Genomic DNA, 17366 nt, shown 5'->3' on the forward strand with positions numbered 1-17366 from the left:
CAAAATAAAATGAATCAAAATACAGTATTGCAAGGCACCAGAAACGATAAATGGTTTGATACTCTGCACCTCAAAGATGGTCTGAAAGATCGATCTATCAGAGGCGGAGTAAGCACAATGGCAGGACAAATTATTCTGTTTTTGATGTCGACTGCACAGACTGTTATTCTAGCTCGGCTACTGTTACCTGAAGATTATGGTTTGGTAGCTATGGTAAGTAGCGTAACGGGATTTATTATTATTTTTAAAGACCTAGGATTATCATCTGCTATTATTCAGCGAGAAGAATTAACACAAAGTGAAGTAAGCTCAGTCTTTTGGGTAAATGTTTTTATTAGTTTTTTAATAGCATTAGTAGTTGCTGTATTAGCACCAGCTATAGCGAGTTTTTACCATGAACAACGTCTATTAAATATTACGTTGGTTGCCGCTTTGACTATATTCATAGCGGGGTTGTCGCTACAACACAACGCTTTGCTGAAAAGACAGATGTATTTTAACAGTTTGGCCCTATTACAGTTAGTTACTGTTGGTCTGAACTTATTGATTGGGGTTTTGCTGGCTTGGTTGGGATTTGGTTATTGGGCGCTTGTAATGCAAGGGTTAATATTAGCAGCATTGCAGACAATAGCCTTATGGATTTTGTGTGATTGGAGGCCTGACCTAACATTCAAAAAATCTGAAACAGGTTCATTTTTAAAGTTTGGCGCCGGTATTACAGGTTTTGATGTAGTAAATCACTTCTCCAGAAATATGGATAATGTGTTTATTGGCCGTTTTGTAGGTTCAGTAGCGCTTGGGCTATATTCTAAAGCGTATCAGCTCCTTATGTTACCTATCACACAGCTGCGAAATCCACTGAATTCGGTAGCTATTCCTGCCTTAAGCTCACTACAGAATGACAAGGAAAAATATAGGAGTTTTTACTTTAGGTATCTATTTATTTTGGCATTCTTTTCGATGCCGATGATTGTATATCTTGGTGTTTTTTCCAATGAATTAATTTTACTTATCCTAGGCGAACAGTGGGCAGAAGCTGGTCCTATTTTTCAAGTATTAGCTATTTCTGCTTTTATTCAACCGGTAGCAAGTACGCCAAGCTTGGTTTTAATAACTACTGGTAGTGTAAAAAAATACTTCATAATAGGGGTGATTAACGCTTTTTTTATGGTGGCAGGTTTTGCAATAGGAGTTTTTCTAGATGGTGTTCGAGGGGTTGCTATTGCACAGGGTATAGTAGGATATACACTGTTTGTGCCTGTGTTATACTATATTCTTAATCAAAGCCCGATTAGCGCAACGGCCTTTTTAAAAGAAATAACCTTGCCAGCAGCTTTCTCAGTGGCTAGCGGTATATCAATGGCTGTCTATGGTATTTTACTGCAACGGTATAACATAGCATTGCCGCTAGTATGGTATTGTATATGCGGTTTTATAGTTGGTGCGTTCGTTTACCTGACTTTGATGATTACATTTTCTTCTACTAGAAGAAAGGTTGCGGCAATTGTTGAAATGGCACAATCTATTAAAAAGAAATAATTTAATTCCCACATGAGCAAATTTGGAATTTTAGCTTGGCCCGGCTTCTCTACAAAAAAAGACAATCCTTATAACTATATACTTTACAAAAGTATTGAAGAAGAAAATTGTGTAGTGTATGATTTTGTTTTTTCATTGAAAAGCGTGATTAAGTATATTTTAAATGTTAATTATAAAGTATTTCATATACATTGGCCTACTTATGTATTATTCGGAAATAATGAGCGTAAAGCAAATATTAGAATGAATATTCTGTTTCTATTTATTAAATATATAAAAATGCGAGGAGTAAAAGTAGTGTGGACTGTTCATAACTTAGAAGCACATGAAGGTAATTTTCCCGATCTTCAGAAAAGTCTTGCGAATTTTATGTATAGGCAAACGGATGGATTTATTAGCCTTAATAAGCCTGGGTTGTATATTATAAAGGAGATGAGCAGTAATCAGGCGAATCAACGGTATGTCCATTTAGCACATCCACATTACAAAGAGTATTACAATAACACTATTACTAAATTACAAGCGAGAAAGAAGCTAGAAATACCTGAAGATAAGTTTGTTTTCCTGTTCTTAGGGCAGATAAGACCTTACAAAAATGTAACAGGACTCATTGAGGCTTATAATAAAATGGATAACACAAATACCTTACTACTTATAGCAGGGAAGGTACATAAAGATATGATAGGGGTACTTAATGATATAGAAGTTAACAAGAATATAGTATTGTATGATTCATTCATAAAAGATGAAGAGTTGCAAACTTATTTTAACTGCGCTGATTTAGTAGTTACACCGTATGATAAAGTATTTAATTCTGGGTCTATTTTCCTTAACCTTAGCTTTAATCGCCCAACATTAGCTTCTGATTCAGGGGCCCTAGAGGAGTTAAGTACTGTAGTAGGGACCGAGTGGATTAAATTGTATAAGGGTGCGCTTTCTGCGGATCATTTAATGAATTGTATGAGAGACGTTACTACTAGATTAGAAGGCAAGCCTAATCTTATTGCATTTGAGCCAAAAATTATTGCACATAACACTGTTGCTTTCTATAAGTCGCTTTTCTTATAAGCGTTGCATATTATGCGGCACTGCATTGGATATTACAAAAAGAAATTATTGAGACTGAAATAGTGCGCATGCAATACAATTTAATGTTGGAAACGTGCTGATATTTAAACTGTCAGAATAACAGTAAGTTATAAAATTTTGTCATTTCTTACTTAAAATGACAGTTTGAGTTTGCTGTATTCAGCAACCGATAATGAGTGGAAATTATATGTAGTCCGTTGCACCGGCATATGCCGCGCAACGGACTTTTATTTTGCCCTTACTTCTGTATACACATCAACTAGAAGCTGTGTAACGCCATTTTTTGCCGCTCAATAGCTCCATTCGATCGTCAACTTTTACATCTCTACTTGCTTTTTTAAATAGGAAATGAGCGGAAAAGTTGATGTCTAAATACAGGCTGTAAAGGGGGGCAATCCTTACGCGAGCAGAGATAAATTTCTATAAGTCGTCAAAATTGAATTTAGCTAGTATGAGAAATGTGCAAACATACTTCTATATTTGCTCATAGGACTCAAGATGTATAGTTGCAAAATTTGTTGGTATTTGCTCTTTATTGCATCTTTTAGTCTAGTATTATCTAAGTAAATCTATATTCTTTTGAATATAGTTCAAATTGTAATTTTTCAATAATTTTTTCATTCACAAAAAAATACCATTTTTTTGAGACGTCTCATTTCACTCCTGTTGTTGATTGTTGGCATCGCTGCTCCATATAGCTACAGTCAAGCACCCACGCGGAATGCGAATTCTTACGTCCGGCCTTATGGAGAGGCTTTCCAGTATGGTATCAACCTTGGCTACTATGGCAATGGTTGGGACGACGAAGGTTTGGCAACTGCGGCCCAAACGTTAGGGGTGCGTTCCGTACGCCCAACTTTACCCGACTATTTCGTAGAGAAATACGGCTTTGGCATTCGAGCCAATACCTTCAAGGTTTACACAGACGAACTTGGGATGAAGGAGATTACCTGCTTCATAGGAGAGCCATCGGCAGCCCACCTTGATAAGACTACTTACTTGGGTAGTAGTGGCCCATCAAAGGTGTTTGCAAATCTGTATGAGCCTATTTGGACTAGCAATGGCAGCGTGAATCCCAATAACTATTATGCTTATTATATGTACCAGCTGTTGCAAACATACGGTGATAAGGTGCGTTTCTGGGAAATAGTAAACGAGCCTGACTACACCTTCATAGGTAACAAGGATGTATGGTTGAGCCGTGCGCCGTCGCCGGCGGAATTGCCCAACTTGCGGGCTCCTTTCTATTACTATATCCGAATGCTGCGCATTAGCTATGAGGTGGTAAAGAAGTACCGCCCCGATGCCTACGTGACTACTGGTGGCATTGGCTACCCGCAATTTCTGGACGCGTTATTACGTTACTCCGACAACCCTAATGGTGGGTCCATAACGGCGCAGTATCCCAATACCGGCGGGGCGTATTTAGATGCTGTGAGCTTCCACACCTATCCGGCTTATTCGTTGCACAAGTGGGATAACAGTATTGGCGGGTTTCGTTACTTCCGGACTTCAGACTACGCTGCTGAACGAGTAATTCAGGAAGAGCAAGCGATGGTTGATGTGCTGAATCGATATGGTTATAATGGCACTAAGTATCCAGCCAAGCATATAATTATGACGGAAACCAATGTAAGTCGCCGCACCTCTGACGACCGGATAAGCACGGACGAGATGCAGCGCAACTTTGGAATAAAGATGTTGGTGCAAGCCCAGAAAAATAGAATTAGACAGTTATACTTCTATCATTTGGGCGAGTCTATAAACACTCCAGCGGCCAGCATATCCGTATCGCGTGGTGACGCGCTAGACTTGATGGGCTTTTACGAAAACCTGAAGCGAGATGCCCCAGGTCAGCAGAGGACTACGCAATTAGGGCAGGGGTTTGCTACTACGTCCAAATTACTGTATGGTTTTTCCTACGATGCCGCACGTACAGCTGCCTTAACGCTACCCGCCAGTGCCAATGGAGCAGCTTTTCGTAAAGATAATAGCTACGTGTACGTGCTGTGGGCCAAGGCGCTGACTGATAAATCAGAGTATGCTAAGGTTACCTACTCTTTTCCGGCGGCCTTGGGACTAAAGACAGTGAAACGTTATGAATGGAACTTCTCCTCCACAAACGCTAGCTCTATCCAGCAAGCGCAGGAAATTACGTTAAGTGGTACTCCCGCATTCTTCGTAGAAGACGCCGCGTCGCAGGTTGTAGCACCAGCTCCTCCAGTAGCCTCAAGTGGCTGTGATAACACCGGTACGCTTCTTCGCGAGCAGTGGAACAATGTAAAGGGAGCTACTACGGCAGATATCCCTGTTACTAAGCTTCCTAATAGCAGCAGCCAGCTTACATCGTTTGCGGCCTCCAATCAGTATGGCAATAATCACGGCGCCCGCCTGCGCGGCTATATTTGTCCGCCGCAAAATGGGGCCTACACATTCTGGGTGACTGGTGATGATGCTGCTGACCTTTTCCTCAGCTCCGACGATGACCCCGCACACAAAGTGCGGATTGCCAGCAGCACGGGCTGGCGCGCCTCAGCATACGACTGGTACCGCTCTTCGGAGCAGAAGTCGGCACCGATACAGCTGCAAACCGGGCGGCGCTACTACGTAGAAGTATTGCATAAGCAGTCGTGGGGAACAGGCTTTGTTGCTGTAGCTTGGCAGCGGCCCGATGGCTCCCGTCAGCAGCCTATTTCGGGCTCAGTGCTGATTCCCTTTGTACCAGTTACCAGCAGTCAGCTAACGGCAACGGCAACCGTAGCATCAGCCACGCTAAATGATACTATTGATAATAGCGCACCTGCTACTAATCTGAACATTTATCCTAATCCTTTCAGTAAGCAAGCTACTGTGCAATTCAGTGTCCAGCAACGAAGTCAAGTTACATTAGCACTTTACAACCTGACTGGTCAACAAATCCGTTCGCTATTTGATGGGCAGGTGGAGGCTGGCGTTCAGAATAGCGTTTCGATGGAATCTGTGGGCTTGAGTAACGGGCTATATATAGTGCGTTTGGTGACTGGAACGGAGGTAGTAAGTCAGAAGGTAAGCTACGCCGGTGAATAAGGCACAATAAATGGCTAAAACTTTCGAGATATGGTTTCCTAAATAATTATGCGGCCACCACGCTATCTAGAAAACGAAATGGCGGGGTAAGCACATAGCGACTGAAGATCGATAGGTTTCGTAATAGCCCATCGATCTTCGGTCGCTACGTGCTTACCCCGCCATTTCGTTTATATAAGCTAAGTCACTTACTAGATCTAAAAGGCGGTGGATTATATTTGATCCATGCTTCTCGTAGTCGCGAAGCATGTTTAATAAAGCTAGTATAGTCGGCCTCCTGAGAGAAATTGCTGTTTTCTATACGTGATGAATTTTTGATTTACCCTCTCTCATGAGCTTAGAAGAAGAATTAGCGCTTGAGCGACGGCGGCGGGGAATTGCCGAAGCAGAGGTTCTGCGGTTGCAGGCACAGCTAGAAAGTAAGGTAGTGGCTCATGCCTTAGTACCGACGAGTTTACCTTTTGAGACTGTAGAACAGGACATTCCATATGAAGAGGAATTGGTTCGTCAAATTATTGACAGCAGTCCATACATTATCTATGTAGAGGACGAAAGAGGACAGTGTCTACTGGCTAACCAGCGTTATAAACAGTTCCTGAGTTTGGGCCCAAGTTCCGCCGATGCTCAACAGGTTCCATTCGCTTCTATCGTTAATTTTTCTGCCAATTGGCCGGTGAGTGGGAGCGTATTGACCTCAGAAGAGAACTACCTTCTCCAGAATGGAACAACTATTTGGCACCACACTACCAAGAGCTTATTGGTACGTAATAATGGTGCCCGCTGCCTACTCACATGCTCCGCCGATATTACGGAGCTAAAACGCGCGCAACAGGCAATCGAGGCTCTGGTGCAGACTAAGCAAGAGTTTATTGCTAAGCTGAGCCATGAAATTCGTACGCCCCTCCATGGAGTAATGGGGTTAGTCGAATTGCTCAATAAATCTTCTCTATCAGCTGAACAAGCTGACTACGTGGAATTAATTGAGTTCAGCACCAAAAATTTACTCGTCGTTATTGATGATGTATTGGACTTTGCCAGAATGGAACTGGGAAAGGTCCATCTAGAAACTATTTCATTCGATGTACTTAAAACAGTACAGAATACAGCACGTTCGTTTGCCGCGAATATTGCCGAGAAAGGCCTGCAACTGCGAGTTGATGAGCCCATCTCACTCCTACCCCCATTGCAAGGCGACCCCCACCGCTTGCATCAGGTTCTGGTAAACTTGATCAACAACGCTATTAAATTCACTCACCAAGGCACTATTACAATTACCCTGGAGGCTGGCGAGCAAATTGGTGAGGTACTACCTGTCACATTTAGTGTCACAGATACAGGCATCGGCATCAAATCCAGTAGCCTAGACTATATTTTTGATAGTTTTCAACAGGCTGACAGCAGCATTCCGCGCCTATATGGTGGCGCAGGGCTAGGGCTTAGTATTTGCAGAAACCTGATTGAGTTACAAGGCGGTAAAATAGGTGTGCGTAGTGAGCTTGGGCAAGGAAGCTGCTTTTACTTCACGATTCCTTATGTAGTAGGGGAGAAGCTAAAAGCAAGTGAGCCAGTCGCGGCTCAATCAATAGATATGTTACAGGGCCTTACTATCTTATTGGTCGAGGACAATCCCATTAATCAGCTAATTGCGGTGTCAATGCTGGGTGAGTGGCAGGTGCAAGTGGATATGGCACAGAACGGTGAGGAAGCGGTAGCTAAGGCCCAGTTGCGTGAGTATGATATAATTTTGATGGATATTCAAATGCCTCAACAGGATGGTCTAGCGGCCACTGCCCTTCTGAGAGCGAACAGTAATCCCAACCAGCATACTCTCATCATCGCCCTCACTGCTGACGTCCTTCAGATCAACGCCAACTCCTACCAAGCCCAAGGATTTAATGATTATCTACTCAAGCCTTTCTCTGAAGCGGCCCTGTATGAGTTGCTAGTGCGGGTAAATCAGCGTGGGCCACTTATGGTTGCAGAGGTAGCGCCAACTGATTTACATACAATGACTTCCAGACGGCACTATAATCTAAATATGCTAGGGAAGCTCGCAATCGACCCAGTATTTGTTCGCAAGCTGTTGGAACTGTTCATCAGCAAGGTGCCAGGACAAGTGTATGCTTTGCAAGAGGCAGTAGAGCAAAATAACAGGCCGATGATAGGCCATGAAGCACATATGTTGAAAACTATTTTTGGCAACCTACAGATTGAGCCGGAAACTGAATACTTGAGAAAATTGGAAACCCTCGCTGATAAGGAAACGTCTAAAGCGGAACTCATGCCGCTTGTCAAAGCAGTAGCAGAAACTACTGAGTTGCTTTCTGTTCTCTTTCAAGAGGAATTAGGAAGATTGTCTTAACGAATATGGGTATGTTACTATTTGTATCATCAAAATGATATTACTATTGGGTGAATTCTTGATAATTAGTATTATATTTATATCACATTTAAATCTTAATAATATTAATTATATATTGCAGCCTCTAAAGTGCAATGCTATCCAGGCCCTTTTGCATCAACCATGAAAAAAAATCTGCTTATCGTTGATGATGAGCCCTCTATCTGTCTCATTTTGAAGTATTACTTCGGCCCCTCTTTTAACGTGGTGGTGTATCCAAATGGATTGGAAGCCATTACATGGCTAAAGCAGGATCATCGTCCAGATGCTATTGTCGCTGACTATGCAATGCCAATCATGGACGGGTTAGACTTTATAAAACAAGTTCGCTCTATTCCCGCACATAAGCATACACCTCTTATTATACTATCAGGTAAGGATGAAACTAGTCATAAAATCAAGTGTCTAAAACAAGGAGCTGACGATTACGTAGTTAAGCCCTTCAATCCTGAGGAACTTGATTTGAGAATCCAAAAGCTATTGGCAAGGATCAAATTATAGCCACCACTAACATCTCAACTTTCCGCCCTACTGTCTGCCTTTTCTAATCCCGCCTGACTTCCTAATGCGCCACTGCATGAAACTAAATTTTAAAATAGCGCTCTATGAATGCCAGCATCACAGACTTACGGTTTCGAGAAGCTACGGAGCGTGAGCCACGCCCTGATTTTTCTCAACTGCCAGGCTACCCTCCAACTATTGCTGCCGATAAGTCAGGTCAACCACTATATTCTATACGGTTTCCTGTATCCAAACGGATTTTCGACGCAATATTCGCCTTCATTGTTCTTGTATGCCTAGCACCGCTGTTTCTTTTAATAGCGTTACTAATCAAGCTGGAATCAAGAGGCCCAGTCTTTTACTACTCCTATCGAGTAGGCACAGGATACCGGATCTTCAAATTTTGGAAGTTTCGCTCGATGCGGCAAGATGCTGATCAGCTATTAACTTCCATGCAGAACCTAAATCAGTACCAAGCAGCGCCGGAGCAACAAGAAACTGTGTTTTCTGATGTATGTGCCGCATGTCAGTTGGCTGGTACAGCTTGCCAACAACAATTAATTGATCATCAAGGGCGCCAAATTTGTGAACGCCAACACCGGTCAGTCCAAAAAAATAAGGTGGATGCTACATTCATCAAAATAGCGAACGATCCACGCATTACGCGCATCGGTAAAATCATTCGCAACACTAGCATCGACGAGCTGCCCCAGTTTTTTAATGTTTTGTGTGGAGATATGTCTGTGGTTGGTAACCGGCCATTGCCGCTGTATGAAGCCGAAAGGCTGACCACCGACCAATTTGCGGCTCGATTCATCGCACCCGCCGGCATCACAGGCTTGTGGCAGGTGAGCAAGCGTGGCAGCAAGACAATGTCGGCAGAAGAACGCAAGTTGCTGGATGTAGAATACGCGAAGCACTACTCTCTTAAAAAGGATATCCAGATTGTCTTGAAAACGATACCAGCTCTATTTCAACAAGAAAGCGTATAATGAAAAAAATATTCGGCTTTCTGGTACTAGTGCTTCCTTTGTCGTCGGCACTTGGCCAGACTACCGCGCCTCCGACCGAGGATTGGCAAACTATTTTTTTTGAGTCGCCAGCTATTGCCCTACCCCGGCTGATGGAAGCAGCCGGCCAGCATTCAAAGCAGGTGAAGGTAGTAGAGCTAGACAAAACTATTAAGGAGCAAGATATTCAGATTGCCAAGGAAGAAATTTTGGGAAGCGTGACACTGGGAGGCAATTACGGCTACGGAAACGTTCTCAATGGTGGAGTCTATGACCCCGCTAATCCTACTCAGGTGCGCACCATTACTTCCACACGCTATTTCGCTGGCGCTACTGTAGGATTCCCGCTAACACGAATTATCAGCCGCGGCAACCTGATTAAGCGGGAGCAAATGGCTTACCAGCAGGCAGAGTTAACGCGACAAGGGCAAATCGATGCGATTCGCCAACAAATAATTCAGCTCTACCAAAATGTACTACTGGCCAAAAAGCTGCTCACATTGCAACAGGAAGCTTATGTGACTGTGAAAACTAATTATCAACTATCAGAACGCCAGTTCCGGCAAGGACAACTGCCATTAGCCGAGCTTTCGGTGGCTAGCGCTGGTTTGACGGGAGCTGCCATTGCGCAGGAAACTGCCCTCAACCAGTACAATACATCCTTTATGCTACTAGAGGAAGTAGTAGGAACTAAAATTTCAACTCTGATGACAACAGCCCGATGAGTTTTTCTGATGCCCTCCAATTACTAAAGCGCAAATGGCTGCTGCTAATACTGGTTCCCCTTGTTTTTGGAATCTCCACATATTTCTTTGCGCGCCACTTACCCAAAACTTATAGCTCCGATACGACCCTCTACACTGGTATTGCCTCCGGCTACTCTCTAACAGGCAATGCGGAAGCTAATTTCAACACAACTAGCAACGCCTTCGATAACCTGATCAACCTGATCAAAGCCCGTTCTACAGGGGAGGAAGTCGCTTATCGGCTGCTAGCTGACCATTTGTGGCAGACTAGCCAACAGCCTGCTCTACAGGCTGCGCCAGAATATAATAGTTTACGGGAAAATGTGTCGGAAGACATGCGAAAAGAGCTATTGGGGGCTACACCATCTGCTACATTACAAAACGTACGTCGCTATGCCCAAGCCAACAATACCAATGCGCTGTATTGGCTGTTAAATTCCAATGACCCAACGTATTCTCTCAAAGCTCTTGCGACGCTGACAGTGTCGCGGATTGGAACGAGCGACCTACTTCGGCTAGAATACGAAAATATCAATCCGGCTATCTGTCGCCAAACCTTGAACCTCGTAACACAGGTGTTTTTGCAGCAGTCGCGGGGACTGCGGGAGGGGCAAACTAGTTCGGTGGTAGCTTATTATGAGGCAGAATTAGACAGCGCAAAAAACCGGCTAACGGCGGCAGAGCGGGAAAACTTAGCTTTCAACCAAGATAACAACATCATTAACTATGATGAACAGTCGAGAAACATTGCCATTGATAAAGACGCTTTGAATGCCACACTCACTACTGTGAGGCAGGAGTACGAAGGAGCACAAGCAGTGCTACAGGCCATAAACCAGAAGCTGGGTAATAAACAGGCTGCGCTGCTCAGCAGCAGCCGCGTACTAGAACAGCGCCAGAAGCTGAGCAAGTTGAACGCGGCATTGGCTGATCAACAATTGTTTAATACACAAAAAGAAGCTAATAATGCTAAAGCTAAAGAACTGCAGGCCGAGATAGATAAAACGTCGCAGGCTATTCTAAGCAACGTCAATCAGTATAACGATCAGGCGAATACGGCCGAGGGTATTCCGAATGCTAACTTGCTCGCAGAGTGGTTGCAGACGATGATATTGGTGGAAACTAATCGAGCTAAGCTGAATGTGCTGACTCAGCGACAAAATGAGTTTGAGAAAGAGTACCGACGCATGGCGCCGCTTGGGGCTACACTCAAGGGAATCCAACGTAAAATTAGCTTAGCTGAGCAGAATTATCTTGCTGTACTGGCCAGCCTGAATGCTAGTAAAGCCTCACAGAAAAATACGCAGTTTGCTGGCAGCCTCAAAGTAATTGACCCACCAAATTTGCCAGTGACGCCCAAAACGAATCTGTTGGTGTTGTTATTGCTACTGAGCACATTAGGCGGCTTCGTATTTGTAGTTGGCCTAGTATTAGGGCTGGGGCTGATGGATAAATCCTTAAGAAATCCATTGATAGCGTCCCGTCGGATTGGCTTACCGGTAGCAGGGGTGATGTTAGATACGCATGCTCTTGCAACCCAGCAGTTTATAGCTTCTCAGCAGCGTAGTCTCGATCAACTAGTGCATCAGATTTTGCTTAAAGCTAATACGCCGCCCGCTCCGGTTCCATTTGTGGTGGGTGTATTTAGTGTACAGCGGCAGGAGGGCAAAACTACACTGTGCCAGGCTTTGGCTCAGCGATGCCATGAAATGGGCGTGCAGACGCTTGCTTTGTACCCTGACCGTGAGGATATAGATGAGACGCTGGAAGCCCCGTCGCTATTTTACCCCTCCGCGATGGCAGCCGTGCAAGGCTGGCAACTGGACAAGTTGATTCAGAATGCTGTGCCCAAACGCATGACCGAAATCAGCCAGCCGAACGTGCAAGTGGTACTGATTGAGTTTCCTGCCTTGCTAGGTGACGCTTTGCCAGTAGGCGTGTTGCGGCAGTTAAATCTGATCTTTCTAACCGTACCAGCCACGCGTACGTGGCGCCCTACCGATCACCAAATAGTAGAACGCCTACGGTCTGCTACTAATGCCCCGGTAGAAGTGGTACTGTCCGGCGTAGAGTTATACCAGACTGAAGAAAGCCTAAGCTAACGCTGAGCTGCCTGCTTACTTATGAAGTTCGCTCCTCCACCTGCTGCTACATTGCTGCATTCGCGCTGGCTCCTGCCCGTACTGCTTGCAGGAGCGTTATGCCTAGGCTGGCTGACGAGCAAGATGGGAGTATTAGTACCGGGGCTGCTGATAGCAGTGCCTTTCCTAGTGTTTTTCCTGGTGCTGGTATTTTACTACCCACGGATCGGCTTCATTAGCTTTATTATCTACTGCTTTCTAAACAATTACCTAAGCCGGCACATCATTACCATTCCGGTGGGGCTGGGGATGGAAAGTATTCTGATCATTACTTGGCTAGCTGTCCTATTTCACCGCACTGATATATTCCAGAGTAAGCGTATTCGTAATGACTTGTGCTTACTCTCGCTAATCTGGTTTGTCATCAATGTGCTGGAACTAGGTAACCCAGCGGGCGCCAGCATTACGGGGTGGTTTTATGAAATGCGTAGCACCACGCTCCTGTGGGTGCTAACAGTACCTCTGGGTTATTTATTGTTCGCACGGAAGCGGGACTTATCCACTTTTCTTTATCTGTTAGTTGGGTTTTCGGTACTAGGAACTCTCTATGGTATCAAGCAAAAGCTATTTGGAGTAGATGTGATGGAGCAATATTGGCTGGATCAAGGGGCAGCACGGACGCATGTACTGTGGGGACGGCTACGTGTATTTTCGTATTACAGTGATGCTGCACAATTTGGTGCTTCTCAAGCGCATATTGCCCTAATCTGCCTCATTATGGCACTAGGCCCTTACTCCTGGAAGAAGCGGCTGTTGCTAATAATTAGTAGTGCAATACTCCTTTATGGTATGCTGATATCGGGTACCCGAGGGGCTTTCTTCGTACTCATTGTAGGCGTATTCATCTACTTAGCACTAAGCAAGCAAATTAAGATTCTGCTGTTAGGCTGCTTGATAGCTGGCGGGGTTTTTTGGGTGATGAAGTATACCACCATTGGGAACTCTAACCCCGACATTTTCCGCCTGCGCTCTGCTCTTAATCCTGAAGATCCTTCGTTGCTGGTGAGGTTGAACAACCAAGCCATTCTGCGCGATTATCTCGCTACTCGGCCTTTAGGCGGAGGAGTAGGGGTTATTGGGGCGTGGGGGATAAAGTATAATCCAAATAAGTTTCTATCCCGAATTCCTCCGGATAGTTATTTTGTCAAAATATGGGCGGAGTATGGTATCGTCGGCTTTCTGCTATGGTTTGGGATAACGCTCTTTATCTTAGGTAAGTGTATGGGGATTGTCTGGCGATTGAAAGATCCTGACTTACGACAAAAGCTGCTTGCCTTAACCGCGGGCTACGGAGGTATTCTGATCTGTACATACAGTAATGAGATTATTAATCAAATGCCTTCCGCTATGATAATCTACATATCCTGGGTATTCATTTTTATGGGGCCAACACTTGATACTCCACAATTAAGAACAATGCGTGATGAGTAATAAGCCTCTAGTTTCTATTATTTCTGTTAACTACAACCAAGCGCAGATAACTTGCGCTATGCTGGCGTCATTGGAGAGGATCACGTATCCAAATACAGAAGTAATTGTAGTGGATAATGCATCTCCAACAGAAGCGCCTACCGCAATTGCTGAGCAGTTTCCCACAGTGCAACTCATCCGTTCGTCCGCTAATCTAGGCTTTGCAGGTGGTAATAATTTAGGTATCTGCGCTGCTAAAGGAAAGTATATCCTTTTCCTCAACAACGACACTGAAGTAGAGCCGAACTTCCTGGAACCGATGGTCGATCTGCTGGAAGCGGATGCCGCTATAGGCATGGTTTCACCTAAGCTTGTCTACTATAACTCCAATAATACAATCCAGTATGCAGGCAGCAGTAATATAAATCCTTGGACTGGACGAAATTTCTCTATCGGCAGTCAGCAGAAAGACAACGGACAATATAATACTACCTATCCCACAAAATTAGCACATGGCGCTGCCATGCTAGTGCCTTTACAAGTAGTATTCAAAATTGGCTTAATGCCCGAATTATACTTTTTGTATTATGAAGAATTAGACTGGTGTGAGATGGTAAAACGCGCTGGTTATCAATGTTATTATGTCGGTGGCTCTACCGTTTATCATAAAGAATCAGCCTCTGTTGGACAAGGTTCAGTGCTAAGAACTTATTATATGCACCGAAACCGTCTTCTCTTTATCCGTCGCAATTTCACTGGATTACAGCGGTGGAGTGGAATTTTGTTTTTTCTGCTAGCCGCCGCCCCTAAGCAAAGTGTAGTACATCTGCTACGAGGTGAATTTAATCATCTGAAGGCAGTATGGAGCGGTATTGGCTGGCATCTGCAAGGCCAGAATGTACATCAAAATCGTTTTCTATCCGCTTAAATGAGCATTGTAACGTCACTAATATCGATACTTCTGCAATTGGTTGGAGCATATCTGCTACTCAATGTATTGTATCTCCTGTTTTTTGCATTAGCTGGTCATCGCTCTTCACCGGCTGTACCATCAAGTGGGGGAAGCAAACGGCGTATGTGCGTATTATTACCTGCCTACCGAGCTGATACGATTATTGCGGAGACTGCTCCTGCCGCTAGGAAGCACGCGTATGCTGGTGTTGCAGATGTATGTGTTATTGCTGATGGCCTGCAACTGGCGACTGTGCAAACTTTGCGTGCGCAGCAAATTAACGTTGTGGAAGTATTTTTTGAGAAAAGCACTAAAGGCAAAGCGCTATTTTCTGCCTTAACTGAATTGCCTGCTGGGGCATACGACGTGGCCGTAATATTGGACGTAGATAACGTAATGGCTCCGGGATTCCTGACGCAAGTAGATGCCGCTTTCGCAGCCGGTTACCGAGTAGTCCAAGGACATCGAACAGCAAAAAACCTAGATTCTCCTTTTGCCGTGCTGGATGCCTGCAATGAAGAAATCAACAATCATATTTTCCGGAGGGGGCATGCTAACCTGGGAATGTCGTCGTCTCTCATTGGTTCGGGTATGGCATTCGATTACGAGTACCTAAAACAATTGCTTCAAGATATTGGTGATACTCCTGGTGAGGACAAAGAGTTAGATTTCAGTGTTTTACGAGACAAGAAGAAAATAGCTTATCTACCGTCCGCGTACGTATATGACGAAAAAATTCCTAACGCTAAGGTGTTTGCAACGCAGCGTACACGCTGGTTAGCAACGCAACAAGAATTCTTAGTGAAGTACTTTGGGGAGGGGTTACGACAACTGCGCCAGGGAAACATAGATTTTGTGGATAAGATTCTGCAATCCATGCTCCTGCCACGGGTGTTGCTACTCGGTATACTTGGTTTTCTGCTAATGCTGTCGCTACTGTGGCGGGTAGGTCCAGGCCCAGACTTCTGGCTGATGCTTTTGCTAGGTACAGCTCTTGCACTACTTCTGGCTCTACCAAAACGTCTGTATACTCGTCAGGTGGGAAGAGCAGTGCTACACTTGCCGGTAGCCTTGAGCGCTATGGTGCTAGCTTTGCTGCAAATTAGAAAGGCAAAAACGTCTTTTATGCCTACCCCGCATGTGGCCCGGCAGGTAGATTCGGCAGCTTCCTCCTCCCTAAAATAAAGGACCATTTATGCCTTGGGAAATCATCTTTTTGCCGGCACTCATTAGCCTACTGATTGGCCTGCGTAGCGGCTTACAAGCCAAACCACGCCGGTAGCCAGCTTAACATAATTGCCGTATGGTTACACAACGAAAAATCAGAGTGCTGGAAAGCATCCGACAGGGAGCTATCGGCGGAGGTGAAACGCATGTGCTGGATGTAGTGCGGCTGTTAGATAAAAACCGATATGAGCCTATCGTACTATCGTTCACGCCGGGACCAATGGTGGATCGGCTGCGAGCAATGGGCATCACCACCCACGTCATAGAAACCGAAAAGCCATTTAATTTTCTGAAATGGCAGCAGGTAAAGCAATTGCTTAAGCAAGAGCGAATTGATATTGTGCATGCCCATGGTACCCGTGCGGGATCCAATACATTCTGGGCAGCTAAGCGATTAGGGCTACCTATTATTTACACCGTGCATGGCTGGTCGTTTCATGTCGATCAACAACCGCTGGTATTGCGTATTCGACAGCTTGGGGAAAAGCTATTGCTCAAGCAGGCTAGTGTGACAGTATGCGTATCAGAAAGTAACTATCAAGACGGTTTAGCCTTCAGTGATATGAGGAGGGCCGTAGTGATTAAAAACGGGGTAGACTTAACTAAATATGACCCAGCCCGTAGTTTCACCGACATCCGGGCAGAATTGGGTTTACCAGCCAACCGAGTGTTGATTGGCTATATTGCGCGTATTACGGTGCAAAAAGACCCATTCACGCTGCTACGCGCTATTGCATTGCTGCCAGCCGATATACCAGCTACTTTTCTATTGGTAGGCGATGGTGACCTAAAAGCTGCCGCCGTGCAGTTGGCACAGGAGTTACAGTTGGGGTCACGTGTTGTATTTCTAGCAGCCCGGCAGGATATCCCCGATTTCTTGCGAGCGCTGGATATCTATTGCCTACCCTCGCTGTGGGAAGGGCTGTCGTTGGGGCTGCTCGAAGCTATGGCAATGGGGAAAGCCGTCGTTGCGACGGCTATTGACGGTACACGGGAGGTCATCCAAGATACCATCAATGGGTTGTTGATCCCAGCTCGGTCCCCAGAAAAGTTGGCGGAAGCGTTGACCAAGTTAATTGGAGATGAAACGTTGCGCCGTGAATTGGGTAGGGAGGCACGCCAGACGGTTCAAATGGAGTTTAACGCTGTCACCATGACGCGTCAAGTGGAGCAACTCTACGAGCGCGTGCTACCGTTATCTCTACCTACTAGGAATGTATACTGAATATTGCTGCCCGTGCCACAGGTGATGCTCTAGTCAGTATTGCCTTTCTTCTGTTGTCC

At 44.9% G+C, this 17366-nt stretch carries 12 protein-coding genes; all 12 read left to right on the top strand.

Features of this window, described 5'->3' with window-relative positions:
- Positions 1–9: 9 nt before the first annotated feature.
- The 12 genes from F1C16_RS01140 to F1C16_RS01195 all read left to right on the top strand — a co-directional run bounded on the left by F1C16_RS01140 (position 10) and on the right by F1C16_RS01195 (position 17307).
- Positions 10–1539 (top strand): lipopolysaccharide biosynthesis protein, encoded by a 1530-nt coding sequence (locus F1C16_RS01140; protein WP_185282563.1) that lies wholly within the window; start codon positions 10–12, stop codon positions 1537–1539.
- A gap of 12 nt (positions 1540–1551) precedes the next feature.
- Complete coding sequence (locus F1C16_RS01145; RefSeq protein ID WP_185282564.1) at positions 1552–2607, top strand: glycosyltransferase; 1056 nt, start codon at positions 1552–1554, stop codon at positions 2605–2607.
- 663 nt (positions 2608–3270) lie between these two features.
- Positions 3271–5694 (top strand): PA14 domain-containing protein, encoded by a 2424-nt coding sequence (locus tag F1C16_RS01150; protein WP_185282565.1) that lies wholly within the window; start codon positions 3271–3273, stop codon positions 5692–5694.
- A 331-nt stretch (positions 5695–6025) separates the two neighbouring features.
- Positions 6026–8056, top strand: coding sequence for an ATP-binding protein (locus F1C16_RS01155; RefSeq protein WP_185282566.1), 2031 nt, complete (start codon positions 6026–6028; stop codon positions 8054–8056).
- Between the two features lie 162 nt (positions 8057–8218).
- Complete coding sequence (locus F1C16_RS01160) at positions 8219–8596, top strand: response regulator transcription factor (protein ID WP_185282567.1); 378 nt, start codon at positions 8219–8221, stop codon at positions 8594–8596.
- A 104-nt stretch (positions 8597–8700) separates the two neighbouring features.
- Positions 8701–9588 carry a sugar transferase gene (locus tag F1C16_RS01165; protein WP_185282568.1) on the top strand — a complete coding sequence of 296 codons (888 nt, stop codon included), beginning with the start codon at positions 8701–8703 and terminating at the stop codon, positions 9586–9588.
- A gap of 131 nt (positions 9589–9719) precedes the next feature.
- Positions 9720–10331 carry a TolC family protein gene (locus F1C16_RS01170; RefSeq protein ID WP_185282569.1) on the top strand — a complete coding sequence of 204 codons (612 nt, stop codon included), beginning with the start codon at positions 9720–9722 and terminating at the stop codon, positions 10329–10331.
- Entirely contained in the window at positions 10328–12454 is a 2127-nt protein-coding gene (locus tag F1C16_RS01175) for a hypothetical protein (RefSeq protein WP_185282570.1), read from the top strand. Before F1C16_RS01170 ends, F1C16_RS01175 begins: the two co-directional genes overlap by 4 nt.
- Before the next feature lie 21 nt (positions 12455–12475).
- Positions 12476–13924 carry an O-antigen ligase gene (locus tag F1C16_RS01180; protein ID WP_185282571.1) on the top strand — a complete coding sequence of 483 codons (1449 nt, stop codon included), beginning with the start codon at positions 12476–12478 and terminating at the stop codon, positions 13922–13924.
- Positions 13917–14831 (top strand): glycosyltransferase family 2 protein, encoded by a 915-nt coding sequence (locus tag F1C16_RS01185; protein WP_185282572.1) that lies wholly within the window; start codon positions 13917–13919, stop codon positions 14829–14831. The genes F1C16_RS01180 and F1C16_RS01185 overlap by 8 nt, the downstream gene beginning before the upstream one ends.
- Complete coding sequence (locus F1C16_RS01190) at positions 14832–16040, top strand: glycosyltransferase (RefSeq protein WP_185282573.1); 1209 nt, start codon at positions 14832–14834, stop codon at positions 16038–16040. It begins immediately after the preceding gene.
- Positions 16041–16158: 118 nt separating this feature from the next.
- Complete coding sequence (locus F1C16_RS01195) at positions 16159–17307, top strand: glycosyltransferase family 4 protein (RefSeq protein WP_185282574.1); 1149 nt, start codon at positions 16159–16161, stop codon at positions 17305–17307.
- The last annotated feature ends 59 nt before the right edge of the window (positions 17308–17366 follow it).

It is taken from the genome of Hymenobacter sp. NBH84 (genome assembly GCF_014217645.1).
In the GTDB taxonomy this organism is placed as follows: domain Bacteria; phylum Bacteroidota; class Bacteroidia; order Cytophagales; family Hymenobacteraceae; genus Hymenobacter; species Hymenobacter profundi.

Coding starts and splice junctions, on each gene's coding strand:
- F1C16_RS01140 (WP_185282563.1), top strand. CDS start 10: ATGAATCAAAATACAGTATTGCAAGGCACCAGAAACGATAAATGGTTT.
- F1C16_RS01145 (WP_185282564.1), top strand. CDS start 1,552: ATGAGCAAATTTGGAATTTTAGCTTGGCCCGGCTTCTCTACAAAAAAA.
- F1C16_RS01155 (WP_185282566.1), top strand. CDS start 6,026: ATGAGCTTAGAAGAAGAATTAGCGCTTGAGCGACGGCGGCGGGGAATT.
- F1C16_RS01160 (WP_185282567.1), top strand. CDS start 8,219: ATGAAAAAAAATCTGCTTATCGTTGATGATGAGCCCTCTATCTGTCTC.
- F1C16_RS01165 (WP_185282568.1), top strand. CDS start 8,701: ATGAATGCCAGCATCACAGACTTACGGTTTCGAGAAGCTACGGAGCGT.
- F1C16_RS01170 (WP_185282569.1), top strand. CDS start 9,720: ATGGAAGCAGCCGGCCAGCATTCAAAGCAGGTGAAGGTAGTAGAGCTA.
- F1C16_RS01175 (WP_185282570.1), top strand. CDS start 10,328: ATGAGTTTTTCTGATGCCCTCCAATTACTAAAGCGCAAATGGCTGCTG.
- F1C16_RS01180 (WP_185282571.1), top strand. CDS start 12,476: ATGAAGTTCGCTCCTCCACCTGCTGCTACATTGCTGCATTCGCGCTGG.
- F1C16_RS01185 (WP_185282572.1), top strand. CDS start 13,917: ATGAGTAATAAGCCTCTAGTTTCTATTATTTCTGTTAACTACAACCAA.
- F1C16_RS01190 (WP_185282573.1), top strand. CDS start 14,832: ATGAGCATTGTAACGTCACTAATATCGATACTTCTGCAATTGGTTGGA.
- F1C16_RS01195 (WP_185282574.1), top strand. CDS start 16,159: ATGGTTACACAACGAAAAATCAGAGTGCTGGAAAGCATCCGACAGGGA.